Source organism: Streptomyces sp. NPDC050732 (assembly GCF_040654255.1).
Classification (GTDB): Bacteria; Actinomycetota; Actinomycetes; order Streptomycetales; family Streptomycetaceae; genus Streptomyces.
This window is the reverse complement of sequence record NZ_JBFAHP010000012.1, coordinates 12,015-35,149: the sequence shown is the minus strand read 5'-3', so window position 1 is coordinate 35,149 and position 23,135 is coordinate 12,015. Positions and strand designations below refer to the sequence as shown.

At 70.5% G+C, this 23,135-nt stretch carries 17 protein-coding genes, 6 tRNA genes and 1 riboswitch; of the genes, 13 read left to right on the top strand and 10 right to left on the bottom strand.

Annotated features, from left to right (window positions below; genetic code table 11):
* Positions 1–91: 91 nt before the first annotated feature.
* Entirely contained in the window at positions 92–349 is a 258-nt protein-coding gene (locus tag AB0H82_RS13150; RefSeq protein WP_344522176.1) for a DUF3073 domain-containing protein, read from the bottom strand.
* Positions 350–644: 295 nt separating this feature from the next.
* On the bottom strand, positions 645–1,721 hold the full coding sequence (locus AB0H82_RS13145) for a Glu/Leu/Phe/Val dehydrogenase dimerization domain-containing protein (RefSeq protein WP_362991938.1): 1,077 nt from the start codon (positions 1,719–1,721) through the stop codon (positions 645–647).
* A gap of 152 nt (positions 1,722–1,873) precedes the next feature.
* Between AB0H82_RS13145 and AB0H82_RS13140 the strand changes: the two genes are divergently transcribed.
* Both AB0H82_RS13140 and bldC read left to right on the top strand, forming a co-directional pair.
* Positions 1,874–2,707 (top strand): hypothetical protein, encoded by an 834-nt coding sequence (locus AB0H82_RS13140; protein ID WP_362991936.1) that lies wholly within the window; start codon positions 1,874–1,876, stop codon positions 2,705–2,707.
* A 490-nt stretch (positions 2,708–3,197) separates the two neighbouring features.
* Positions 3,198–3,404: a developmental transcriptional regulator BldC gene (gene bldC, locus AB0H82_RS13135; protein WP_003949541.1), complete on the top strand. Its 207-nt coding sequence runs from the start codon at positions 3,198–3,200 to the stop codon at positions 3,402–3,404.
* Between the two features lie 432 nt (positions 3,405–3,836).
* On the opposite strand, the gene AB0H82_RS13130 is transcribed toward bldC, so the two are convergent.
* From AB0H82_RS13130 to hrpA, 3 genes are all read right to left on the bottom strand, one after another.
* Positions 3,837–4,109 (bottom strand): DUF6274 family protein, encoded by a 273-nt coding sequence (locus AB0H82_RS13130; RefSeq protein WP_362991934.1) that lies wholly within the window; start codon positions 4,107–4,109, stop codon positions 3,837–3,839.
* Positions 4,110–4,318: 209 nt separating this feature from the next.
* Positions 4,319–4,393: transfer RNA gene (locus tag AB0H82_RS13125), tRNA-Asp, on the bottom strand.
* 94 nt (positions 4,394–4,487) lie between these two features.
* Entirely contained in the window at positions 4,488–8,477 is a 3,990-nt protein-coding gene (gene hrpA / locus AB0H82_RS13120; protein ID WP_362991932.1) for an ATP-dependent RNA helicase HrpA, read from the bottom strand.
* Positions 8,478–8,560: 83 nt separating this feature from the next.
* On the opposite strand from hrpA, the gene AB0H82_RS13115 reads away from it, so the two are divergent.
* The 4 genes from AB0H82_RS13115 (at position 8,561) to AB0H82_RS13100 (ending at position 11,938) form a co-directional block, all read left to right on the top strand.
* Complete coding sequence (locus AB0H82_RS13115) at positions 8,561–8,938, top strand: hypothetical protein (RefSeq protein ID WP_362991930.1); 378 nt, start codon at positions 8,561–8,563, stop codon at positions 8,936–8,938.
* A gap of 128 nt (positions 8,939–9,066) precedes the next feature.
* Positions 9,067–9,885, top strand: coding sequence for a DsbA family protein (locus AB0H82_RS13110; protein ID WP_362991928.1), 819 nt, complete (start codon positions 9,067–9,069; stop codon positions 9,883–9,885).
* The gene (locus tag AB0H82_RS13105; protein WP_362991927.1) at positions 9,882–10,757 is read left to right on the top strand and encodes a cytochrome c biogenesis CcdA family protein; all 876 of its coding nucleotides are present in this window, start codon (positions 9,882–9,884) and stop codon (positions 10,755–10,757) included. The genes AB0H82_RS13110 and AB0H82_RS13105 overlap by 4 nt, the downstream gene beginning before the upstream one ends.
* 38 nt (positions 10,758–10,795) lie before the next feature.
* Positions 10,796–11,938, top strand: coding sequence for an ABC transporter permease (locus tag AB0H82_RS13100; RefSeq protein WP_362991925.1), 1,143 nt, complete (start codon positions 10,796–10,798; stop codon positions 11,936–11,938).
* 497 nt (positions 11,939–12,435) lie between these two features.
* Here the strand turns inward: AB0H82_RS13100 and AB0H82_RS13095 are convergent.
* The 4 genes from AB0H82_RS13095 to AB0H82_RS13080 all read right to left on the bottom strand — a co-directional run bounded on the left by AB0H82_RS13095 (position 12,436) and on the right by AB0H82_RS13080 (position 14,351).
* A tRNA-Phe gene (locus tag AB0H82_RS13095) sits at positions 12,436–12,509 on the bottom strand.
* 24 nt (positions 12,510–12,533) lie between these two features.
* Positions 12,534–12,608 (bottom strand) — tRNA-Asp (locus tag AB0H82_RS13090).
* A 39-nt stretch (positions 12,609–12,647) separates the two neighbouring features.
* A tRNA-Glu gene (locus AB0H82_RS13085) sits at positions 12,648–12,720 on the bottom strand.
* An 80-nt stretch (positions 12,721–12,800) separates the two neighbouring features.
* Entirely contained in the window at positions 12,801–14,351 is a 1,551-nt protein-coding gene (locus tag AB0H82_RS13080) for a metallophosphoesterase (protein ID WP_362991923.1), read from the bottom strand.
* 71 nt (positions 14,352–14,422) lie between these two features.
* On the opposite strand from AB0H82_RS13080, the gene AB0H82_RS13075 reads away from it, so the two are divergent.
* The 5 genes from AB0H82_RS13075 (at position 14,423) to AB0H82_RS13055 (ending at position 20,573) form a co-directional block, all read left to right on the top strand.
* Positions 14,423–14,773, top strand: coding sequence for a metallopeptidase family protein (locus AB0H82_RS13075; RefSeq protein ID WP_362991921.1), 351 nt, complete (start codon positions 14,423–14,425; stop codon positions 14,771–14,773).
* A 213-nt stretch (positions 14,774–14,986) separates the two neighbouring features.
* The gene (locus tag AB0H82_RS13070; protein ID WP_362991919.1) at positions 14,987–15,535 is read left to right on the top strand and encodes a hypothetical protein; all 549 of its coding nucleotides are present in this window, start codon (positions 14,987–14,989) and stop codon (positions 15,533–15,535) included.
* Between the two features lie 224 nt (positions 15,536–15,759).
* The gene (locus AB0H82_RS13065; RefSeq protein ID WP_362991917.1) at positions 15,760–18,069 is read left to right on the top strand and encodes a DEAD/DEAH box helicase; all 2,310 of its coding nucleotides are present in this window, start codon (positions 15,760–15,762) and stop codon (positions 18,067–18,069) included.
* A 191-nt stretch (positions 18,070–18,260) separates the two neighbouring features.
* Positions 18,261–20,354, top strand: coding sequence for a LamG domain-containing protein (locus AB0H82_RS13060; protein WP_362991915.1), 2,094 nt, complete (start codon positions 18,261–18,263; stop codon positions 20,352–20,354).
* Between the two features lie 146 nt (positions 20,355–20,500).
* Positions 20,501–20,573, top strand: a tRNA-Lys gene (locus AB0H82_RS13055).
* Positions 20,574–20,630: 57 nt separating this feature from the next.
* On the opposite strand, the gene AB0H82_RS13050 is transcribed toward AB0H82_RS13055, so the two are convergent.
* Positions 20,631–21,176: a YceI family protein gene (locus AB0H82_RS13050; RefSeq protein ID WP_362991913.1), complete on the bottom strand. Its 546-nt coding sequence runs from the start codon at positions 21,174–21,176 to the stop codon at positions 20,631–20,633.
* 144 nt (positions 21,177–21,320) lie between these two features.
* Here AB0H82_RS13050 and AB0H82_RS13045 point away from each other — a divergent pair.
* Together AB0H82_RS13045 and AB0H82_RS13040 are read left to right on the top strand one after the other, a co-directional pair.
* Positions 21,321–21,394, top strand: a tRNA-Met gene (locus tag AB0H82_RS13045).
* 269 nt (positions 21,395–21,663) lie between these two features.
* The gene (locus tag AB0H82_RS13040) at positions 21,664–22,749 is read left to right on the top strand and encodes a PP2C family protein-serine/threonine phosphatase (protein ID WP_362991911.1); all 1,086 of its coding nucleotides are present in this window, start codon (positions 21,664–21,666) and stop codon (positions 22,747–22,749) included.
* Between the two features lie 221 nt (positions 22,750–22,970).
* A riboswitch (cyclic di-AMP (ydaO/yuaA leader) is annotated at positions 22,971–23,118 on the top strand.
* Positions 23,119–23,135: the final 17 nt, after the last annotated feature.

Here is a 23,135-nt window from a genome sequence, read left to right as displayed (position 1 = left end):
CCCGGGGTGGTGCCCCCGGACCGGGTGAAGTGCAGTTGCTATGAGAACTGCGAATACTGCGTAGGCAATAAATGGTGCTTAAGCAACGAGGTCAAGCGCCGCGGCGCTGAGACGAGGGGCCGGACTCTTCGGCAGAGTCGTCGTCCTCGTCGTCGTTATACAGATCCGCGTACTGGGCGTACGGGTCGTCTTCCTCGTCGTCGTCTTCGAACGGCTCGCCATTCGGCGGCTGTTGCGAAGTCGAAGCGCCCAGCTCATTGGCCAGACGCGACAGGTCAGTCCCGCCGCTGCTGTACTTCAGCTGGCGGGCGACCTTCGTCTGCTTGGCCTTTGCCCGGCCGCGCCCCATGGCTCGACCCCCTCGGATACGGGGCTCGACGGCCCCAGAGTCTTGACACGCGTTCATGATCTGGAACGGACTCTCCGTGGAGAGACCGGTCCGTAGGGCTTCCACGGTACCTGCTCCTGCGGCCATACGGTACGTCGCCCGCAGGACGCGCCTCGGCGCACAACCTTCGAGGAGCCCCGTCCTCGCTGGTCAACTGCGATTTTAACCTCTTCTTGCCGGGCGACCCGCCGACGGGGGTGAGTCTTGTCTCTCCCAGTGCGCCGGCGGGGCCCTTTCATGCCTCTCGGCACGCCCTTCAGCGCGCGTCGGACATCCGCTGCTCGGCGATCCTGTCGGCCGCGGCGGCCGGCGGAATGCCGTCTTCCTTTGCGCGAGTGAATATGGCGAGCGTGGTGTCGAAGATCTTCGACGCCTTTGCCTTGCACCGGTCGAAGTCGAAGCCGCGGAGCTCGTCGGCGACCTGGATGACGCCACCGGCGTTCACCACGTAGTCCGGCGCGTAGAGGATCGACCGGTCGGCGAGGTCCTTCTCCACTCCGGGGTGCGCCAGCTGGTTGTTGGCGGCGCCGCACACCACCTTCGCGGTCAGGACCGGCACGGAGTCGTCGTTGAGCGCGCCGCCGAGCGCGCAGGGCGCGTAGATGTCGAGGCCTTCGGTCCGGATGAGCGCCTCGGTGTCCGCCACCGCCGTCACCGACGGGTGCTTGTGCAGGATCCGGTTCACCGACTCCTCACGGACGTCCGTGATCACGACGTCGGCGCCGTCCTCCAGGAGGTGCTCGACGAGGTGGTGGCCCACCTTGCCGACGCCCGCGACACCGACCTTGCGGCCGCGCAGCGAAGGATCGCCCCACAGGTGCTCGGCGCTGGCACGCATGCCCTGGAAGACACCGAAGGCGGTGAGCACGGAGGAGTCGCCCGCGCCGCCGTTCTCCGGGGAGCGCCCGGTGGTCCAGCGGCACTCGCGCGCCACGACGTCCATGTCCGCCACGTACGTACCGACGTCGCAGGCCGTCACGTACCGGCCGCCGAGGGAGGCGACGAAGCGGCCGAAGGCGAGGAGCAGGTCCTCGCTCTTGATCTGCTCGGGGTCACCGATGATCACTGCCTTGCCGCCGCCGTGGTCGAGCCCGGCCATGGCGTTCTTGTACGACATGCCGCGCGACAGGTTCAGGACGTCGGCGACGGCCTCTTCCTCGGTCGCGTACGGATAGAAGCGGGTGCCGCCGAGGGCGGGGCCCAGGGCGGTGCTGTGGATGGCGATGACGGCCTTGAGGCCGCTGGCACGGTCCTGGCAGAGCACTACTTGCTCGTGGCCTCCCTGATCCGAGTGGAACAGGGTGTGCAGGACGCCGTTGTCTGCTTCGGTCACTGTGGTGACTCCCGGTCAAGTGGCGCGGTTGGGCGGGCTCCCGTACGGGTGGCGGGGCCCGATGGGCATGAGACTAAAGGCTGTCCACCGACCTTGACCGCCCGGAGTCGAGGATCACGTTTTCGAGTTCACCCGTGGGGGAGAGAGCAGCCGTGCCCAAGGTGTCATCGGTGACGGTCCCGTACGCGTCCTATCTGCGTGTGTACGAGCCGCTGGCCGCCTTCCCGGAACCGGAGCGCGGCCACTGGGCGCGCTACGCCCGCCGCCGGGACCTTCCCTCGTACCAGGACGAGCTCCGCCGCTCGCTCGCCGACCTGCTGCCGACGCCGCCCGTGCCCGTGCCGGTGCACGAGAGCGGCGACGCGTTCGTCGTGGAGGCCGACGGGGTGCTGTGCGTCTGCCCCTGGCGGACCCGGCTGCGCGGCTGGCAGGCCATGGGGGAGCTGGCCGGGCAGCTGCCCGCGCCGGTCCTCGACGCGGTGCTCCCTCCGGTGCTGCGCCGCCAGACGGCCGCGGACTACGAACGGTGGCTGGCCCGCAACCCCGACGCGCGCCCCTGGATCCGTACGTCGACGTGGCAGGTGCCGCTGCACTGGTTCGTGCTCGTCTCCGACGACGAGCGGAGCTACACGAAGGCCGACCCGCCCGTGCTGCGCTACCGCACCCCGATGGTGCAGGCGCGGCGCCGGGTCGCGCGCGGCCTGAAGACGCTGCGGGAGGCGCTGGGCGAGGGGCCGCTCGTCGACGGGCTCCTGGACGTCGGCCGGTGGCTGGAGGAGTTCCACCCGCGCTCCCTGGTCGAACTCGACTACGGAGGCCTCGTGCACGCGGTGCCGGCCGACGAACTCGGCGAGGACCACTCCGCGGCGGATGTGGCCGAGGGGATCGAGGCGCTGCGCGACGGCGACGGCGAGGTGGCCGGCGAGGCGTATGCGAGGCTCGTGGAGCGGTGGCGGGCGGTCAGGGACCTACAGTTCGCGAACTGAGGTGCGGCGGTTTTCCGCCACTGTCGCCCGGCTGCCTCCCGGGGCCGGGACGTAGGTCCCGATACGGGCCTTTGCCTCAAGCGTGATGGACCGCACTTTCGGGGCTCTTGCGCCCATCACCCCTCCTCATGCCAAAATAGGACAACGAGTCCGGGGAGGGCTCGTTCCGCCCAAGTAAGGGCGGATTGCTCAGCATTGCACTCTATGGGGGGTCTGTTGACTCCTGATCGCTCTGTGACTGATCGTCACTGTGGCGTGACTGTCCGCTATGGCATGGTCCATCGGCTTCCGTCGGTGATGAACACCTGGGAGGGCAATTCCATCGGTTTGGCCGACGCGGCTGGACGGATGGTGTAGTTGTAGTGCCGAGGACAAGCCGTTCGTCCTATAACCGACTCGACTCGCGTCCGCCATTTCGGGCAACGCGGGTCAAGGTGCAGAATTTAGAGGAATGAACCGAGAAGGTTCGGTTCTCCCGAGGAGGCCGCTCATGACCGCTCGCACCCCTGATGCCGAGCCGCTGCTGACCCCGGCTGAGGTCGCCACGATGTTCCGCGTCGACCCGAAGACGGTGACGCGCTGGGCCAAGGCTGGCAAGCTCACGTCGATTCGCACGCTCGGCGGACACCGCCGTTACCGCGAGGCTGAGGTCCGCGCACTGCTCGCGGGCATTCCGCAGCAGCGCAGCGAGGCCTGACGTACGCCAGAAGTACCGCTCAACCAGCAGTAACTCGTACAACCCGGGCGAAGAGCACCACTGCTGTCAGGTCCCCCAACCTGGCCGTACGTCCGACATATGGCTACACGCGACGAGGGTCCCGCCCCAACGGGAGCCACGCCTGACACACATGGGTGAGTCGTTCGATCGCGCTGGACTCCGCCGGGTCCAGCGCGATCTTTTTTGTGTGCCGAGGTGTGCGCCGAGGATGCGCAGGTGGGCGGCCCTGGGGGTACTCGGGGGGCATCGGGGGGATGTCGGAGGGATGCCCGGGGAGCGCCTTGGGGGGTGGTGCAATTGCACATATTAAATTGGCTGGTTGTAGGAAGGGTGTAAGTTCCGGGGTTCCTTAAACCAGTTCGGTGACACCCGTCACACGTCATGAATCTTGTTGTGGGCAACTCCCCTGCGCTAGAGGGGCTCTTGCGCTTTCGGGCATGTGCCGGGAGGGCCGTCCGGGTCGTCTGTGGCCGCCACGGCTTCTGCGGTGCTCTCCCGCACGAAACCCTCCTCGGGGTCCTCGGGCTCGCCTGAAGCGCGCTGAGGGGCCTCCAGGGCGAGTCTCAGCAGCCGGTGGCAGATCGGGCAGTGCCGGGTCACGTGGCGGTAGCCGGTGGCCGCCGCGAGGTGGGCGCGCAGCAGGGCGCGCGTCTCGTGCCGCGCGGACGCCGAAGAAGCGGACATGCGTCACCTCCTGGGGAGCCTCCCGCCGGCCCCCCTGCTGTCCGGAGTACCGGCGGAATGTGACTCCGTCAAGCCGCCCGGGCACGGACCCGCCACGCGCCCGCCGAACACGACCGAGGGCCGCACCCGATGGGTACGGCCCTCATGTCTACTGCTCGTACACGACTGAGGGCCGCATCCCATTGGGTGCGGCCCTCATGTCTCTACTGCGGTCCTGACGGGATTTGAACCCGCGGCCTCCACCTTGACAGGGTGGCGAGCACTCCAAACTGCTCCACAGGACCTTGCTCGCTGCACTTGCTTGCGCGCTGTGCTGCGAGACAGGACTCTACAGCAGTGCTGGCCCGGCGGTCGAACTCACCCTGCGTACCCGGGTGATCACGGGGCCAGCGCGTCGATCGCCTTCACGATCCGCTTGTCCGAGACGGGGTACGCCGTGCCCAGCGCGTGCGCGAAGTAGCTGACGCGGAGCTCCTCGATCATCCAGCGGATGTCCAGGGCCTCCTGCGGCACGGGCCTGCCCTGCGGCAGCTGTTCGAGCAGCCACAGGTATTCGTCGCGCATCTCGCGGACCTTCTCCATGCGCGAGGTGTCCCGCTGGACGTTGGTCGGCATCTGCTGGAGGCGCCGGTCCGCCGCCACCATGTAGCGCATCAGGTCCGGCAGCCGGCGCAGCCCCGTCTCCGTCACGAAGCCCGGCTTGATGAGGGAGTTCAGCTGCTCCCGCACGTCCGCGAGGTTGGGGAGGAGCGCCGGGCTCTTCGTCGACTTCAGGCGGCGCTCACAGGCCTGCCAGGCGGCGAGGACCTGCTGGACCTGGCCGACCGCGCGCACGGTCGTGTCGACGATCTCCGCGCGCACCTTGTCGAAGAGCTTGCGGTACGACTCCTCGTCCCAGACGGGCCCGCCGAAGTCCGCCATCAGCTTGTCCGCGGCGGCCGTCGCGCAGTCGTCGAAGAGGGCCTGCATGGAGCCGTGCGGATTGGCGGACAGGGCGAGTTTCTGCTGGTTCGTCAGCTTGTCGGAGGCGAACTTGGCCGGATTCACCGGGATGTTGCGCAGGATGAGGCGCCGGGTGCCGCGCCACATGGCCTGCTGCTGCTCCGCCTCGGTGTCGAAGAGGCGTACGGAAACGGTGTCACCGTCGTCGACGAGCGCCGGATACGCCTTCACCGGCTGGCCGGCGCGGCGCGTCTCGAAGACGCGCTGGAGGGTGCCGATGCTCCAGTCCGTCAGGCCCGTGCGCTCCACCGCGGAGCCGCCCGTGCGCTCCGCCGTCGCCGCGGCGGCCTGCGAGAGCGCCTTGCGGGCCTTCGGCTTCAGCCGCAGCTTCAGCGCTTCGAGGTCCTTGTCCTCGGCGAGCTTCTTGCGCCGCTCGTCGACGATGCGGAACGTGATCTTCAAGTGGTCGGGGACCCGCGTCAGGTCGAAGGCGTCCGGCGTGACCGGCACGCCGACCATCCGCTGGAGCTCGCGCGCCAGCGTGACGTGCAGCGGCTCCTGCAACGGCACGGCACGCTCCAGGAACGCCTTCGCGAAGTTCGGCGCGGGGACGTAGTTCCGGCGGATCGGCTTCGGCAGGGAGCGGATCAGCTCGACGACCACGTCCTCGCGCAGCCCCGGAATCTGCCAGTCGAAGCCCTCGTCCGTGACCTGGTTCAGGACCTGGAGCGGGATGTGGACGGTCACGCCGTCCGCGTCCGCGCCCGGCTCGAACTGGTACGTCACCCTGAACTTCAGCTGCCCCTGACGCCACGAGTCGGGGTAGTCCTCCTTGGAGACGTCCCCCGCCTTCTCGTTGATCAGCATCGACCGCTCGAAGTCGAGCAGTTCGGGCTCTTCCCGCTGCTTCTTCTTCCACCAGGAGTCGAAGTGCGCCCCGGACACGACGTCCGCGGGCACCCGCTGGTCGTAGAAGTCGAAGAGCGTCTCGTCGTCGACGAGGATGTCGCGGCGCCGCGCGCGGTGCTCCAGCTCCTCCACCTCGGTGAGGAGCTTGCGGTTGGCGGCGAAGAACTTGTGGTGCGTGCGCCAGTCGCCCTCCACCAGCGCGTTGCGGATGAACAGGTCGCGGGAGACCTCGGGGTCGATGCGGCCGTAGTTCACCTTGCGGTCGGTGACGATCGGGACGCCGTAGAGCGTGACCTTCTCGATCGCCATGACCGCGGCCTGGTCCTTCTCCCAGTGCGGTTCGCTGTACGTCCGCTTCAGGAGGTGCTGGGCGAGCGGCTCGACCCACTCCGGCTCGATCCTCGCGTTGACCCGCGCCCACAGCCGGGAGGTCTCGACCAGCTCGGCCGACATGATGAAGCGCGGGGGCTTCTTGAAGAGCGCCGAACCCGGGAAGACCGCGAACTTCGCGTTGCGCGCGCCGATGTATTCGTTGCGCCCGCCGCGCTGCTTGGGGTCGCCGTCCTTGGCGGACCTGCCGCTCTCCTTCGACTCCTTCACGTCCTTCATCCCGATGTGGGAGAGCAGGCCGGACAGGAGCGAGATGTGGACGTGCTGCTCGGGGGCGTCGTCCTCGTTGAGGCTGATGCCCATCTGCTTCGCGACCGTACGCAACTGCGAATAGATGTCCTGCCATTCGCGGATGCGGAGGTAGTTCAGGTACTCCCGCTTGCACATACGGCGGAAGGCCGATGAGCCGAGCGTCTTCTGCTGCTCGCGGACGTACCGCCACAGGTTGAGGAAGGCGAGGAAGTCGCTCGTCTCGTCCTTGAAGCGGGCGTGCTGCTGGTCGGCCTGCGTCTGCTTGTCGGCCGGGCGCTCGCGCGGGTCCTGGATGGAGAGCGCGGCCGCGATCACCATGACCTCGCGCACGCAGCCGTTCTTATCGGCCTCCAGGACCATCCGGGCCAGGCGCGGGTCGACGGGCAGCTGGCTGAGCTTGCGCCCCTGCGGGGTGAGCCGCTTCTTCGGGTCCTTCTGGGCGGGGTCCAGCGCACCCAGCTCCTGGAGGAGCTGGACGCCGTCGCGGATGTTGCGGTGGTCCGGCGGGTCGATGAAGGGGAACTTCTCGATGTCGCCGAGGCCGGCCGCCGTCATCTGCAGGATGACCGAGGCGAGGTTCGTCCGGAGGATCTCCGCGTCCGTGAACTCGGGGCGGGAGAGGAAGTCGTCCTCGCTGTAGAGGCGGATGCAGATGCCGTCCGACGTACGGCCGCAGCGGCCCTTGCGCTGGTTGGCGCTGGCCTGGCTGATCGCCTCGATGGGCAGCCGCTGCACCTTCGTGCGGTGGCTGTAGCGGGAGATGCGGGCCATGCCCGGGTCGATCACGTACTTGATGCCGGGGACCGTCAGGGAGGTCTCGGCGACGTTCGTCGCGAGGACGATGCGTCTTCCCGTGTGCTGCTGGAACACGCGGTGCTGCTCGGCGTGCGACAGCCGGGCGTACAGCGGCAGCACTTCCGTGAACCGGTAGTTCTTCTTGTTCAGCGCGTCCGCCGTGTCGCGGATCTCGCGCTCTCCGGAGAGGAAGACGAGAATGTCGCCCTTCCCCTCCGCCTGCAGCTCCTCCACGGCGTCCGTGATCGCGGTGATCTGGTCGCGGTCGGAGTCGTCCCCCTCCTCTTCGAGGAGGGGGCGGTAACGGACCTCGACGGGATACGTGCGGCCGGAGACCTCCACGATCGGGGCGTCCCCGAAGTGCCGCGAGAACCGCTCGGGGTCGATCGTCGCCGAGGTGATGACGACCTTCAGGTCCGGGCGCTTCGGCAGCAGCTGGGCGAGATACCCCAGCAGGAAGTCGATGTTGAGCGACCGCTCGTGCGCCTCGTCGATGATGATCGTGTCGTACGCGCGCAGCTCGCGGTCCGTCTGGATCTCGGCCAGCAGGATGCCGTCCGTCATCAGCTTCACGAACGTGTCCGCGCCGACCTGGTCGGTGAAGCGGACCTTCCAGCCGACGGCCTCGCCGAGCGGCGTGTCCAGCTCGTCGGCGACACGCTCCGCCACCGTGCGGGCCGCGATGCGGCGCGGCTGCGTGTGCCCGATCATGCCGCGCACGCCCCGGCCGAGCTCCATGCAGATCTTGGGGATCTGAGTGGTCTTGCCCGAGCCGGTCTCACCCGCGACGATCACGACCTGGTGGTCGCGGATCGCCTCGGCGATGTCGTCCTTCTTCTGGCTGACCGGCAGCTCTTGCGGATACGTGATCGTGGGCAGCCGGCTGCCCCGCTCGGCCATCCGCGCCGCGCCCTTGTCGACATCCGCCGCAATCTCGGCGAGGACGGCGGCACGGGCCTCGGGCTTGCGGATCCGGCGCGCACCCTCCAGCCGCCTGCCGATCCGGTGCTCGTCGCGCAGCGAGAGCTCGGAGAGGCGGGAGGCGAGGGCGTCGAGGGTGAGGGCGGGCTGCGTAGACATACGCCGTCAAGGATCTCACCCGCGACTCGGCGGTGGCGAACCGATTTCCGGTGGGGCACCGCCCGGCACGTACGATTCCGGGCATGCCGACCCGTACGCGCGCGCCCTGGAGCCCCCTCGCGGTGGTCTTCCTCGTCGTGCTCGGCCTCGGCATGTTCTGCGGGCCCGCGTCCGCCGCGCAGCAGCCGGTGGCCGAGCCCGCGGGTGCCGTGGCGGCCGTCGCCGCCGACACGCAGGGCCCGCCCGGCTGCGGCAAGGGCGCCGACCGGGACGCCGACCAGGCACCGGGCACCCCGCAGCGCCCCGGAGCGGCGTACGAACTGCTGCCCGCGCTGTACGACGCCCGCGCGGGGTCCGGCTCGTGGGGCGCCGACCAGGCCGTGCTCCTGGAGACACCGGGCCGCGCGCCGCCCGCGCTCACCCCGCCCTCACCGATAGATCTCTCGGTCCTGCGCGTGTAGGAGGCCCCTGACGCAGGGGCCCTACAACGACGCACGACACACAACACGTACGAGACGTACGAGACGTACGAGACGTACGAGACGTACGAGACGTACGAGACGTACGCAGGACACGAGAGAGCACAGCCATGCCCAAGAACGTCAACAACGACAACAGCGACAACAAGAAGAGCCGCAACATCGCCATCGGCGCGGGTGTCGCCGTCGCAGCGGTGCTGCTCGGCGTCGCCTCGTACACCGCGACCAAGCCGGACTCCGGTGGCGGCACCGTGAAGGAGGCGGCCGCGGGTGCCGCGCCCTCCGCGGAGCAGGAGGCCGGCGTCTACCCCGAGCTGGAGAAGCTCGCCCGGCGCGACGCGAAGGATCCGCTCGCGCGGGGGCGCGCGGACGCGCCCGTCGTGATGGTCGAGTACGCCGACTTCAAGTGCGGCTTCTGCGGCAAGTTCGCCCGCGACACCGAGCCCGGCCTCGTGAAGAAGTACGTCGACGAGGGCACCCTGCGCATCGAATGGCGCAACTTCCCGATCTTCGGCGAGGACTCCGAGCGGGCCGCGCGCGGCGCGTGGGCGGCGGGGCGGCAGGGCCGCTTCTGGCAGTTCCACGAGGCCGCGTACGCCGAGGGCGCCAAGGAGAAGGGCTTCGGCGAGGGACGGCTGACGGAGCTGGCGAAGGAGGCCGGGGTCAAGGACGTCGGCCGGTTCGTGAAGGACCTGGACAGCGACGCCGCCGAGGCCGCGGTGAAGAAGGACCAGGAGGAGGCGTACGGCCTCGGCGCCGCCTCGACGCCGTCCTTCCTGATCAACGGGCGGCCCGTCTCGGGCGCCCAGCCGGACCAGGTCTTCGACCAGGCGATCGAGGCGGCGGCCAGGCAGGCGAAGGGCAAGGCTCCGGCGGGCGAGGGGAAGGGCGAGGGCAAGGCCGACGCGGGCAAGGGCGGCTCCGAGTGACCGCCGACGTCGGGTACTTCGCCGCGTTCCTGGGCGGACTGCTCGCCCTGGTGAGCCCGTGCAGCGCGCTCCTGCTGCCCGCCTTCTTCGCCTACTCGATCGACTCCGCCTCGCGCCTCGTCGCGCGGACCGGCATCTTCTACGCCGGACTCGCGACGACCCTCGTGCCGCTCGGCGCGGCCGGCTCCTACGCCGGACGGTTCTTCTTCGGCCACCGCGACCAGCTCGTGCTCGCCGCCGGATGGCTGATCGTCGGCCTCGGCGTGCTGCAGATCCTCGGCATGGGGTTCGCCTCGCGGAGGATGGCCGAGCTGTCGGGCCGCATCCGGCCCACCACCGCCTTCTCCGTGTACGCGCTGGGGGCGGTGTACGGGCTCGCAGGGTTCTGCGCGGGGCCGATCCTCGGCAGCGTCCTGACGGTGGCGGCGGTGAGCGGAAGCCCGGTCTACGGAGGGCTGCTGCTCGCCGTGTACGCGCTGGGGATGGCCGTGCCGCTCTTCCTGCTCGCGCTGCTCTGGGAGCGGTTCGACCTGGGGCGGCGCAGGTGGCTGCGGGGCCGGACGTTCCGCATCGGGCGATTCGAGCTGCACACGACGTCGCTGCTGTCGGGGCTGTTCTTCGTCGCGCTCGGGGCGCTGTTCCTCGCCTACGACGGGACGACCGCGCTGCCCGGTCTGCTGGACGTGGACGACTCGTTCGCCGTGGAGCAGTGGGCGGGCGGGGTCGGCCGTGCGGTGCCGGACGTGGTGCTGCTGGTCGGTGTGGTCGTGGTGGTGGGTGTGGTGCTCGGGGTGCGGGGGTGGCGGAGGCGTGACACGCGAGACCGGGAGTCCGTTTCGCCGGATTCGCCGCCTGCTTCACCTGCTGAGTGAGAAGGCTGCTTATGGGGTGTTTGGTTTAGCGTGTTCGTATGCCTGATCACGAGCCTGAGCAGCGGGAGCAGCGGGAGCAGCCTCAGCAGGGCGCGCACGGCGCGCATGGAGCGCATGGGCGTGTTCCCAGCCGAAGTGAGCGGTGGGACGCGTTCAAGAAGTCGCCCTTCCTGCCTGCGATCGTGCTGGTCTTCATCCTGGCGGCCGCAGCCGGGCTCTTCGCCGGTTCGTACACGTACTCCATGGCGAACCCGACCCCGCACCACATCCCCACCGCGGTGGTCGACGCGCCGGACTCGAAGCGGGGCAAGGCGTTCCTCGACGGCATGGAGAAGGCGCTGAACGCGTCGCTGGAGGTGCGCCGGTACGACAGCCGGGCGGCGGCGCTGCGGGACGTGGAGGAACAGAAGGTCTTCGCGGTCCTCGACGTGGCCCGCGGCGGCGGGGACGGGGGCGGGGACGGGAGCGGGGGCGGGGACAAGGTGACGCTGGACGTGTCCGGGGCGTCCGGGGCGTCCGTCGCGCAGGTGCTCGCGGAGACCGCGCCCAAGGTGGGCGAGAAGGTCGGTGTGCCGGTGGCGGTGAAGGACATCAAGCCGCTGCAGGAAGGCGACCCGCGAGGGCTCGCCATCTTCTACATCTCGCTGGCGGCCGTGATCATCGGCTTCGTGGGGGCCATTCAGCTGAGCGTGCACGCGCGCGGGCTGAATCCGGCGGAGCGGATCGGGTTCACGGTGCTGTACGCCCTGCTGGGCGCGTTCGTCATCGCGGCGGTCGTGGACTGGTGGCTGGGGGCGGTACGGCTGCCCTTCGTGGAGTCCTGGCTGATCCTGGCGCTGACGATGTTCGCGTCGGGGATGGTCTTCTCGATGTTCAACACGATGTTCGGGCGGTGGGCGATGCTGCCGACGTGGGGCCTGATGGTGCTCCTCGGCAATCCGTCGTCGGGCGGTGCGGTGTCCTGGCCGCTGCTTCCGTCCGTCCTCGGACACATCGGGCAGTGGCTGCCGCCGGGGGCGTCGGTCAACGCGCAGCACACGGCGGTGTACTTCGGCGGTCACCAGCACGCGTTTCCGTTCTTGGTGCTGGGGGGCTGGGCGCTGCTCTCCAGCGCGGTCTTCTGGGTCTGGCGCCATCGCCACCCGGGCGGCCGCGCGTCTTCTCCCGCTCATGCGGGGTAGCGCTTCAGCCTTACGCCCGTCTGGGGGCGGGGGTCTGCGCCTTTGCTTCGTCTGTGGGGCGGGGCCGCGGGGGTATGTGCGTACTCGCCATCCCTGCGCCACGCCTCAAGTCCAAAGGCGCCACAGCCGGCTCGGTGCTCCGTTCGCACATACCCCCACGTCCCCTCGCGAGCGCGTGCGCCTGCGGCCCAGTGGGGGACTCCCACCACCCGCCCCCACTCCCGCGGGCCGTCACAGGGCACCCCCCACCCACCTGCCCTTACTCCCGCAGGCCGCCGCAGGGCCCCCCGCCCACCTGCCCCTACTCCCGCAGGCCGCCGCAGGGCACCCCCCACCCACCCGCCCCTACTCCCGCTGGACGGTGCGGGGCGAACGGGTGGGTGGGTGGGATACATCCGCCGCGGAGCGGCGGGCCTGTTTGGAGCCGGGGGAGGGGGAGAGCGCGAGGGGGGAAACGGCAGAAGCCCCGCCGGGAAGGGCGGGGCTTCTGGAAGAGGTGGCTGGGGCCGGGATCGAACCGGCGACCTATCGCTTTTCAGGCGATCGCTCGTACCAACTGAGCTACCCAGCCACGCGATCCGCGTGGAATCGCAAGCGGTCCTGACGGGATTTGAACCCGCGGCCTCCACCTTGACAGGGTGGCGAGCACTCCAAACTGCTCCACAGGACCAAGCTTTGTGCGAGCACCAGTCTCGCACAAGGTGTTGCGTGCCCCCAACGGGATTCGAACCCGTGCTACCGCCTTGAAAGGGCGGCGTCCTGGGCCACTAGACGATGAGGGCTAAGGGCCCGCCTGGGCGCTTTGCAGCGCGTCGGGGACGTGAGAAGCATATGGGATGCGGGGAGCTATCGCCAAAACGGTTTAGCCGGAGGGGCTCGGGGAGGCCGGCGAGGAGGGTGCGCCGGGCCGGTTCTCCTTGGGCAGGTGGCGGCTGACCTCGGCCTTCGTGAGGCCGAGCCCGCCCAGTTTGATCTCGTCCCAGGCCTGCAGCCGCTTGGTCGTACGGTCCAGGTAGAGGACGGACGCCTCGACCGGGTCGGGGTACTTGCCCTCGACCGCGCGCAGCCCGCTGCCGCCCGTCGACCCCTCGATGCGCAGCCGCGTCCCCCCGTCCATGACCTCCATCTCCTGGTGGTGGACATGGCCCGCGAGGACCAGCGGAACCTCGCCGTCCGTCTCGCGCGCCGCCGTCGGGTTGTGCGCGACGGCCACGTCGACCGGCGTGCCGGCCGCCCGCTCGGCGCGCAGGGCGGAGGCGAGACGTATGCCCGCCATGTGCTCCACGGAGTCGCCCTCGGCCTTCTCCGAGCGGTCGGGCGTGTACTGCGGGTCGCCGATGCCGGCGAAGCGCAGGCCGGCGACGGTCGCGGCCCTGCCCTCGTCGAGGACGTGGACGTTCTTGAAGCGCTCCAGGTAGCGCTGGGTGGTGAGCGAGTCGTGGTTGCCGCGTACCCACACGTAGGGCGCGCCGAGGTCCTCGATCGGGTCGAGGAAGCCGTTCTCAGTGGCCGAGCCGTGGTCCATGGTGTCGCCCGAGTCGACGATGACGTCGATGTCGTACTGGGTGACGAGGGAAGAAATGATCTTCCAGCTCGCCGGGTTCAGGTGGATGTCCGAGACGTGCAGGACCCGCATGGTGGTGGGGTCCGGCTGGTACGCGGGAAGCGTGGACGTCACGTCGTAGAGCTTCGTCACGTTGGTGACCAGGCGTGCCAACTCCTGCTGGTACACGTCGAATTCGCTGACGATGCTGCGGGCGTTGCCGACGACGGAGGGGGCGCTGCTGAGCAGTCCTGAAAATTTCGGCTCCAGGACGGACTTCGGGTTCCAGGTGGCGTACGCGGCCGCCCCCGACGCGGCGAGCAGGGCGAGGGCGAGACCGCCCGCGGCGAGGGCGCGGCGCGGGCGGCGGTAGACGGCGAGGCCGAGGGCCGTGGCGCCCGAGACGACGGCGACGCAGGAGCGTACGGCGAGGTCGAGCGTGCCGTGGCCGACGTCGTCCGTGACCTCCTCCTGGAGGCCGGAGAGCCGTTCGGGGTGGTCGACCAGGGCCTGGGCGCGCACCGGGTCGAGGCGGTCCACGTCGACGTCCAGGCGGATGGGTGCCACGTGGGAGCGGAGCTCCAGGGCGCCGAGCGGCGAGACGTTGATCTTCGTGCCGCCGGAGACGGACGGGCGGAGCGTCATGCGGGTGTCCATCGGGCCGACGGGCGCGCGCACGCTGCCGACGATGAGCAGGCCGAGCCAGGCGCCCAGGACGACGACCGTGATCAGGCCCAGGGCGCGGGCGTAGGGGTGCGGGGGGCTGATCAGCTCGGTCGTGGGGTGGGTGCGGTGAGCGCGGTAGTGGCCCACGAGGGCGCCGCCCGCCCGTCGTACGCCCTGGAGAACGACTGTGAAGCCGCGTGCCATTGGTCCCGTATGCCCAAGTGCGGGTACGGGTATGCCGGGACGGGGCGGACGGCGTGGCCGACAATGGGGGTGTGCTGGAGATGACGCGCGAGGAGTTCGAGGAACTGGTCGGCGAGGCTCTCGACCGGATTCCACCGGAGTTGACACGCCTGATGGACAACGTGGCCGTGTTCGTCGAGGACGAGCCGCCGTCCGACGACCCCGAGCTGCTCGGGCTGTACGAGGGGACTCCGCTGACCGATCGCGGCGAGTGGTACGCCGGGGTGCTGCCGGACCGCATCACGATCTACCGGGGGCCGACGCTCCGGATGTGCGGGTCGCGCGAGGAGGTGGTCGCCGAGACGGAGATCACCGTGGTGCACGAGGTGGCCCACCACTTCGGCATCGACGACGCCCGGCTGCACGCGCTCGGGTACGGGTGAGCGAGGGCGCCGCCCTGATGTGCGGGGCCGGGCGGACCGGGGTCGGGGTCCGTGTCCTCTTGCGTGCCGCGGGAGTTGGGCAGGGCGTCTCGATTCCCAGAGCCTGTGTCATAACCCCGGCCGGGTGGTCGCCGCCTGGCACGCACCGGACGACGCCCACTGATCCGACCGGGGTGACGACACAGGCTCTCGCGCCTCAGGAGGTGCTCGGCCGTGCGCCAGTTGTACGTTCCCGTCCGTTGGGCCGCGGTCGCGGTGGCCGTAGCGGCGACCGCGGGCTGCATGAGCATCGGTGACGACGGAAACGCTCCGGCGCCCGACCGTTCCGCGGGGCAGCGCAGCGGGGCGGCCGCGCCCGGCGGCGACCCCGTGACGCAGAGCGGTGACGCGGCGTCCGGGGACGAGCACGGGCCGGGCCGCGGGCGGCACAAGGGCAAGAAGAAGGGCAAGGGCGGGTCCTCGCGTGCGGACCGGGCCGGGGCGGCGGGGGACGCGAAGCCCTCGGAGTCCTCATCGGCGGCGGCCTCCGAGAAGCCGCCGAAGCCGGGCAGGCCGGGGCAGCCGACCACGACCCGGCCGAAGCCGGTCCCGACGCGGACCAGCGCGACACCGGATCCGCCGAAGCCCACCCCCACCCCGACGCCGGATCCGACCACTCCGGAGCCGTCGTCCTCGGAGGGGTCGGGGCAGGGGGCCCAGCTCCAGCGGCGGAACGCGGAGATCCCGGAGCGCGAGCCGTCGCCCCAGGCAGGCCCTCACTGAAGAATGCGCAGGTGAGAGGGGGTTTCGCGGGGGCGGTTTGCCATATGGGGTGGGGGGTGCGTATGGTGGTAGATCGTTTGATCCCATTTGCCCGGCGCCGACACAGAAGAGCGCCGCGTGGCGCGTACTCTCCCTTGCCGTGGCTGACCGCATCGAGGCGGTCCATTGCGAAATCACGGAGTTGACGGGCGCGTGCCGAGACTCCGGAAGGTTTCGCATTTCGCATGTCCATTTTCAGTTCTGACCACGCCGTCCTGCCCGAGAACGAGATCGTCGAGAACGACGCGGCCGTAGTGGCCGCCGCCGAGATCGTCGAGTCCGCCGAGGCTCAGGACCTCACCGAGGTCACCTCCGAGGCCCCCCAGGCCTCTGACGCCTCCGACGTCTCCGAGGCGGCTGTCGACGCCGACGCCGACGCCGACGCTGACGCCGAGCCCGAGATGACCTTCGCGGACCTCGGTCTGCCCGAGGGCATCGTCCGCAAGCTCGCGCAGAACGGCGTCACCACGCCCTTCCCGATCCAGGCCGCGACCATCCCGGACGCCCTGGCCGGCAAGGACATCCTGGGCCGCGGCCGTACCGGCTCCGGCAAGACCCTCTCCTTCGGCCTGCCGATGCTGGCGACCCTCGCCGAGGGCGGCCGCACCGAGAAGAAGAAGCCCCGCGGCGTCATCCTCACCCCGACCCGCGAGCTCGCGATGCAGGTCGCGGACGCCCTCCAGCCCTACGGCGACGTCCTCGGCCTGAAGATGAAGGTCGTCTGCGGCGGCACGTCGATGGGCAACCAGATCTACGCCCTGGAGCGCGGCGTCGACATCCTCGTCGCCACCCCGGGCCGCCTGCGCGACATCATCAGCCGCGGCGCCTGCTCGCTGGAGAACACCCAGATCGCGGTGCTCGACGAGGCCGACCAGATGTCCGACCTGGGCTTCCTGCCCGAGGTCACCGAGCTGCTCGACCAGGTGCCGTCCGGCGGCCAGCGCATGCTGTTCTCGGCCACGATGGAGAACGAGATCTCCACGCTGGTCAAGCGCTACCTGACCAACCCGGTGACGCACGAGGTCGACAGCGCCCAGGGCAACGTCACGACCATGACGCACCACATCCTCATCGTGAAGCCCCGCGACAAGGCGCCCGTCACGGCCGCCATCGCCGCGCGCAAGGGCCGCACGATCATCTTCGTCCGCACCCAGCTGGGCGCCGACCGCATCGCCGAGCAGCTCTGCGACTCCGGCGTGAAGGCCGACGCGCTGCACGGCGGCATGACGCAGGGCGCTCGGACGCGCGTCCTGGAGGACTTCAAGAAGGGCTACGTCAACGCCCTTGTCGCCACCGACGTCGCCGCCCGCGGCATCCACGTCGACGGCATCGACCTGGTCCTGAACGTGGACCCGGCCGGCGACCACAAGGACTACCTGCACCGCTCGGGCCGTACGGCCCGAGCCGGCCGCAGCGGCACGGTCGTCTCGCTCTCCCTCCCGCACCAGCGCCGCCAGATCTTCCGCCTGATGGAGGACGCGGGCGTCGACGCCACGCGCCACATCATCAACGGCGGCGGCACCTTCGACCCGGAGGTCGCCGAGATCACCGGCGCCCGCTCGATGACCGAGGTGCAGGCCGACTCCGCGGGCAACGCCGCGACCCAGGCCGAGCGCGAGGTCAAGGAGCTCACCAAGGAGCTGGAGCGCGCCACGCGCCGCGCCGCCGAGCTGCGCGAGGAGGCCGACCGCCTCACCGCGCGTGCCGCCCGTGAGCGCGGCGAGGACCCGGAGACCGCGATCGCCGAGGCCGCTGCCGCCGCCGAGGCGGTCGTGGAGGCCGCCGTGTCGGTCCCCGAGCAGCCGGTCGCCGAGCGCTCCGAGCGCCCGGTCCGCGAGGAGCGTTCCTCCTCTTACGAGAACCGCCGCCCGCAGCGTGACGAGCGCGGCAACTACGAGCGCCGCGACAACCGTGGCGGTGGCTTCAACCGCGACCGCCGCGACGACAACCGCGGTGGCGGCTTCAACCGTGACCGTCGTGACGACAACCGTGGTGGCGGCTTCCGCCGTGACGACCGTCCGTCCGGCGGCGACCGTGGCGGCCGTTCGTTCGAGCGCCGTGACGACAACCGTGGCGGTGGCTTCAACCGTGACCGTCGTGACGACAACCGTGGTGGCGGCTTCCGTCGCGACGACCGTCCGTCCGGCGGCGACCGTGGCGGCCGTTCGTTCGAGCGCCGTGACGACAACCGCGGTGGTGGCTTCAACCGCGACCGTCGTGACGACAACCGCGGTGGCGGCTTCAACCGTGACCGTCGTGACGACAACCGTGGTGGCGGCTTCCGCCGCGACGACCGCCCCTCCGGCGGCCACCGCGGCAGCGACCGTCCGTTCAACCGCGACCGTCGCGACGACCGCCCCTCCGGCGGCTCGGGCGGCTTCCGCCCCGGCGGCCACGACCGCCCGTCGTACAACCGCCGCGACGACCGCACCGGCTCCGGCACGGGTTCGTTCGGCCGCCGCGACGACAAGCCGCGCTGGAAGCGCAACGGCTGATCTCCAGCCAGGATCTGTAGCCAGATCACTCTGACCGAAGGGCCCGCCCGACGTACGCGTCGGGCGGGCCCTTCGGCGTGTCCGCACCGCCCCGCCATAAAGCGCGTACCGATGTCAGTACTCGCTGTTACCTTCGGGCACGTTGGAAATGGTGGTCCGGTGGGGAGCCGGGCCGACTGGGAGGGGACCCCGTGGTTCGTCATGCCTTCGTGCGCTGCGCAGTCGCTGCCGCACTCGCCTCGTCAGCCGTCGTCGCCACACCGTGGGCGGCCGGGGCGGCGGAGAACCGGGCGCCGGAGCAACCGGCGCGGGCGGATCTGAAGACCGGTGACAAGGAGTGCGCCGCCGGCGCCGAGAGACCCTATGTCCGTACCCGGCCGCAGCTGAGAGCGGTGCTCCGCGATCCGGACGCGCAGCCGGTCTCCGCGGAGTTCGAGGTGTCCTGGCAGGGCGGGGACGGGGAGCGGCAGGTGCGCTCCGCGTCGACGACGTCCAAGAGGAGTGGCTCGTCGTTCAGCTGGACCGTTCCCGAAGATCTGCCGGCGCTCACCGAGGTGAGCTGGCGGGTGCGGGCCTTCGACGGTACGGCGTGGGGGCCGTGGAGCGCTGAGGGGGCCCCTGGCGGCTGCGAGTTCGTGTACGACAACGAGGCGCCCGCGAAGCCTTCGGTGGCGTCGCCGCAGTATCCGAACGACGACGTGTGGCACGACGGGGTCGGCGTGCGCGGCACGTTCACGGTCGACTCGGACTCCGACGACACCGTGGCCTACGTCTACAGCTTCATCGGGGGGACGCCGAAGACCGTCGAGCCCGAACGGCCGGGCGGGCCTGCCGAATTCAGCTGGCTGCCGGAGCGGGAAGGCCCGATGACGGTCAGCGTCCAGGCGCAGGACCGTGCCGGGAACAGGAGCGCGCCGACGAGCTACCGGTTCCGCGTGAAGAAGGGCAGCGCACCGGCCGCCCACTGGAAGCTCGCCGACCCGGCGGGGTCTTCCGAAGGCGCTGCCGAATCGGGCGGCAAGCCCGCCAGGGCGGGTTCCGGTGTCACCTTCGGCGCCGAAGGGCCGGCTCGTACGGCAGTGGGGTCGGCGGCGCGGCTGGACGGTTCGGCCGACGCGTATCTGTCGCCGGGCGCCCCCGCCGTGGACACCGGCGGGGCCTTCGCGGTGAGCGCCTGGGTACGGCCGGACGAGGTGGGCCGGGGCATGGCCGCGGTGAGCCAGGACGGGGACGGAGCGGCGGCCTACCGGCTGGGGACCGACGGCGACGGGGCTTGGTCCTTCGCGCTGGGCGGGCCGGAAGGCGCTGTCGTACGGGCGAAGGGCGGCACTCCGGAGAGCGGGGAGTGGGCGCAGCTGACGGGTGTGTACGACCCGGCGGAGAAGACGGCCCGGCTGTATGTGAACGGCCGCCTCGTCGACAAGGCGGAGAACGCTCCGGCACCCCGCGGAACCGGTGACGCGCAGATCGGCCGGGCCCTGGGCGAGTCCGGGCAGGGCGGGAACTGGGCCGGCCGGATCGCCGACGTACGCGCGTGGAACCGGGTCGTCGTCCCGGCGGAAGCGGCGCAGCTCGCGGAGCGCGCGGCCGTGCGTGCGGGGCACTGGCGGCTCGACCAGGCGCCCGGGGGAGCGAGCCCCGAGGAGGACGGCGGGCAGCCGTTGCGGTTGGGCGGGGACGCGAAGATCCGCCGCGACGACCAGACGTGCGACCCGCTGGACCCGGCGTGCGGTCCTGGGAACCCGGCGATGGTGGGCGAGGGGGAGCTGCTCCTCGACGGCGACGGTGACTTCGCCGCGACCGGCGCCCCGGTCGTGGACACCGGCGACAGTTTCTCGCTGGCCGCACATGTGCGGATCGACCCGGCCGCCGCGGACCGGACGATGACGGTCCTTTCCCTGCCGGGCGAGCACAACGACCTCGCCACGCTGCGGTACACGCCGCAGCGGCAGATATGGGAGCTGGCCCTGGCTCACGAGGACCGGGCGGGAGCGGAGACGACGACGCTCAAGGCGGAGAACGACTGGGCCTCGCCGGGTGACGCGCAGCACCTGGCTGTGGTGTACGACGACGGGGCCGACGAGGTGCTGCTGTACGTCGACGGCACGGTGCTGGCCCGTGCGCCGTTCCACCACGCGTGGAAGGCCACGGGCGGGCTCCAGGTCGGCCGGGCCGCGACGGCGGACGGCCGGGGCGAGTACCTGCACGGGGCCGTGGACGACGTGCACGCCTACGCGGGCGTGCTCGGCGAGCAGGAGGTGGCGAGGCTGCGCGTGTCGAGTTGACGTGCCGCAGGAGCTCCTGCGGAAGCTTCCGCGGGAGGCTTCCGCAGGTTACGGAACCTCTTGTTCCGTAACCGCGCCGGTCCTCGACGGCGATACCCGATCGGCTGGCGGGCCCCGTCCCGCTATGCTCGGGGGTGCACCGACGAGGACCGTTAGCTCAATTGGCAGAGCAGTGGACTTTTAATCCATTGGTTGTGGGTTCGAGTCCCACACGGTCTACAGGGAAAGCCCAGCTCGGAGAGGTCTCCGGCTGGGCTTTCGGTGTGTTGTGGGCCGTCAGGGGCGGCGGAGTGCCGAGATCTCGAACTCGACCGTCACCTTCGGGCTGACGAACAGCACGTCCGCGGCGTTCGCGGTCGCGCCCCAGTCCTTGCGGTTGATCAGGACGCTGCCCTTGAAGCCGACGCGCAGCTCGCCCCGCGCGTCGTTCTCGCCGCCGGTCGTCTCGACGGTCAGGGTGAGCGGCTTGGTCGTGCCGCGCAGCGTCAGGTCGCCGGTCACCTCGAAGGTGGTCCCGTCGACCTGCTCCACCGCGGTCGAGGCGAAGGTGATGACGGGGTGGTTCGCCGCGTCCAGGAACTTCGCGCGTACCGGGTCGTCGCGGAACTTGTTGTGGCTCTGGAGGCTCTTCGCCTGGATCGTGAGGTGGATGCCGGACTTCGAGGGATCGTCGCCGTCGAGCTGCGCACTGCCCTCGAACTCCTCGAAGTGCCCGCGGACCTGGGGTCCGACCGAGTGCCGGGCGACGAAGCCGAGCCGGGTGCGGGCGGTGTCGAGGACGTACTCGCCGCTCAGTTCGCTGAGCTTGCTGATGGTTGGCATTGCCTGGTCACTCCCGTGGATGGGTCGTGGAGGCACGAACATACCGCCGGGGTCCGCACCCCTTCGGGCTGCTCAAGCGGCGGCCCACCCTGAGTCAAGTGGTTCGACGCACCCCTCCGGATGGCGTACTGTTGGGTTTACCGACGCGGGGTGGAGCAGCTCGGTAGCTCGCTGGGCTCATAACCCAGAGGTCGCAGGTTCAAATCCTGTCCCCGCTACTGAAGACCCAGGGCCCGGAACCAGAACATGGTTCCGGGCCCTGGGTGTTTTCCGGGCCCGGGTGTTTCGTTCGGGCGCGGGTGTGACGTCACCCGCCCGGCCCGCACCAGGTCGCAGCCTCCTCCCGCTGCGGGAACCCTGGGTGGAGCGCGGTCATGGGCGCGGAGTCGGCGGGAGACAAGCGGTGGGGCAGCGAGGAGGACCCGACGACGGGAGGGTCAGGGGGGCCAAGGGGGCCAGGGGTGCCACCGGTCCCGAGCGTGCCTTCGTGCGGGTCCTGCCGCTCCTGCTGCTCATCGTCGGGGTCTGCTACGACGCCGCGACCCCGCCGGAGTTCACCGCCGCCCCGCTCTTCACGGCCGCCCCGCTGATCGCCGCTCCCTTCTACTCGCTGCTCAGTACCGTCCTGACCGGCGCGGCGGCCACCGGCGCCGTCCTCTTCCTGCACTACGGCAACGGCGTCAGCAGCCATGTCGAGGTCGTCACCGAAGTGGTCACCGTGGCGACCGTCGCCGCCCTCGCGATCGTGATCAACCGTGTCGTGCGCCGCGGCAACGACCGGCTCGCCATCGCCCGCTCCATCTCCGAGGCCACCCAGCGCGCCGTGCTGCCCGCGCCGGACCCGCGCATCGGCGGGCTCGACATCGCGGCACGGTACGAGGCCGCGCAGGCGGACGCGTTCATCGGGGGCGATCTGTACGCGGTGCAGGACACCCCGCACGGCGTGCGGCTCATCGTCGGCGACGTACGCGGAAAGGGCATGGGCGCGGTCGCGGCGGTCGCCGTCGTCATCGGTGCCTTCCGGGAGGCCGCCGAGCAGGAGGCCACCCTGGAGGCGGTGGCGCAGCGCCTGGAGCGGGCGCTGGCGCGCGAGGGGACCCGGCGCGACGGTCTCGACGCGTTCGAGGGGTTCACCACCGCCGTCCTCGCGGAGATCCGGCACGGCGAGGGTTCCGTACGCCTGATCAACCGCGGGCACCCGCCGCCGCTGCTGCTGCGCGGCGACGGGCGGCTGTGCGTCATGTCGGCGAGCGAGCCCGCGCTGCCGCTCGGCATGGGCGACCTGGGGGTCTGGCCGGACCGGGCGGACGAGTCGGAGTTCCCGCCCGGCGCGACGCTGCTCTTCTACACGGACGGCCTGTCGGAGGCGCGCGACGCGGCGGGGGAGTTCTACGATCCCGCGGCGCGGCTCGGCGGGCGGATCTTCCCGGGCCGGGGCGGCCCGCACGCGCTGCTCGCCGCCCTCGCGGGGGAGGTGCGGCGGCACACGGGGGGCGCCATGACGGATGACATGGCGCTGCTCGCGGTGCGGCGGCCCGCCACCGGCGATCCGGAGGTCACCACCGGTGACTGAAGTGCACCACTCCGCATAACAACTGACACACGATCAAGGAAATGTAAAGCTCCGGTGTTTGAAGATCGGGGGCCAACTCGACCCGGTCCGCACCCTCGTGTCCCGGTACGTACGGCCGATGAGCGTTAACGATCAACCCGAACGGCTTGGAATACGGACCCCCTGTCTATTAACGTTCGATAACGCAGCGCGGTCGTCCCAGCCGTCACTAGAGACGGCTCCGCGCGCACGCGCCTAATCCCGCAAGGGAGCCGGGGAACCACCAACTTGGGGTGAATCGGGCAGCTGTGCCTCCGTGCCAGGTGTTCGTAGGAGACCTTCCTGCTCCGAACCCGTCAGCTAACCCGGTAGGCGAGAAGGAAGGAAAGGAGCGCGCCCCAGTGGCG

Bases quoted from the DNA above. Each gene is read 5' to 3' on its own strand.
- AB0H82_RS13150 (WP_344522176.1), bottom strand. From the start codon at position 349: ATGGGGCGCGGCCGGGCAAAGGCCAAGCAGACGAAGGTCGCCCGCCAG.
- bldC (WP_003949541.1), top strand. From the start codon at position 3,198: ATGACCGCTCGCACCCCTGATGCCGAGCCGCTGCTGACCCCGGCTGAG.
- AB0H82_RS13130 (WP_362991934.1), bottom strand. From the start codon at position 4,109: ATGTCCGCTTCTTCGGCGTCCGCGCGGCACGAGACGCGCGCCCTGCTG.
- hrpA (WP_362991932.1), bottom strand. From the start codon at position 8,477: ATGTCTACGCAGCCCGCCCTCACCCTCGACGCCCTCGCCTCCCGCCTC.
- AB0H82_RS13115 (WP_362991930.1), top strand. From the start codon at position 8,561: ATGCCGACCCGTACGCGCGCGCCCTGGAGCCCCCTCGCGGTGGTCTTC.
- AB0H82_RS13110 (WP_362991928.1), top strand. From the start codon at position 9,067: ATGCCCAAGAACGTCAACAACGACAACAGCGACAACAAGAAGAGCCGC.
- AB0H82_RS13100 (WP_362991925.1), top strand. From the start codon at position 10,796: ATGCCTGATCACGAGCCTGAGCAGCGGGAGCAGCGGGAGCAGCCTCAG.
- AB0H82_RS13080 (WP_362991923.1), bottom strand. From the start codon at position 14,351: ATGGCACGCGGCTTCACAGTCGTTCTCCAGGGCGTACGACGGGCGGGC.
- AB0H82_RS13065 (WP_362991917.1), top strand. From the start codon at position 15,760: ATGTCCATTTTCAGTTCTGACCACGCCGTCCTGCCCGAGAACGAGATC.
- AB0H82_RS13050 (WP_362991913.1), bottom strand. From the start codon at position 21,176: ATGCCAACCATCAGCAAGCTCAGCGAACTGAGCGGCGAGTACGTCCTC.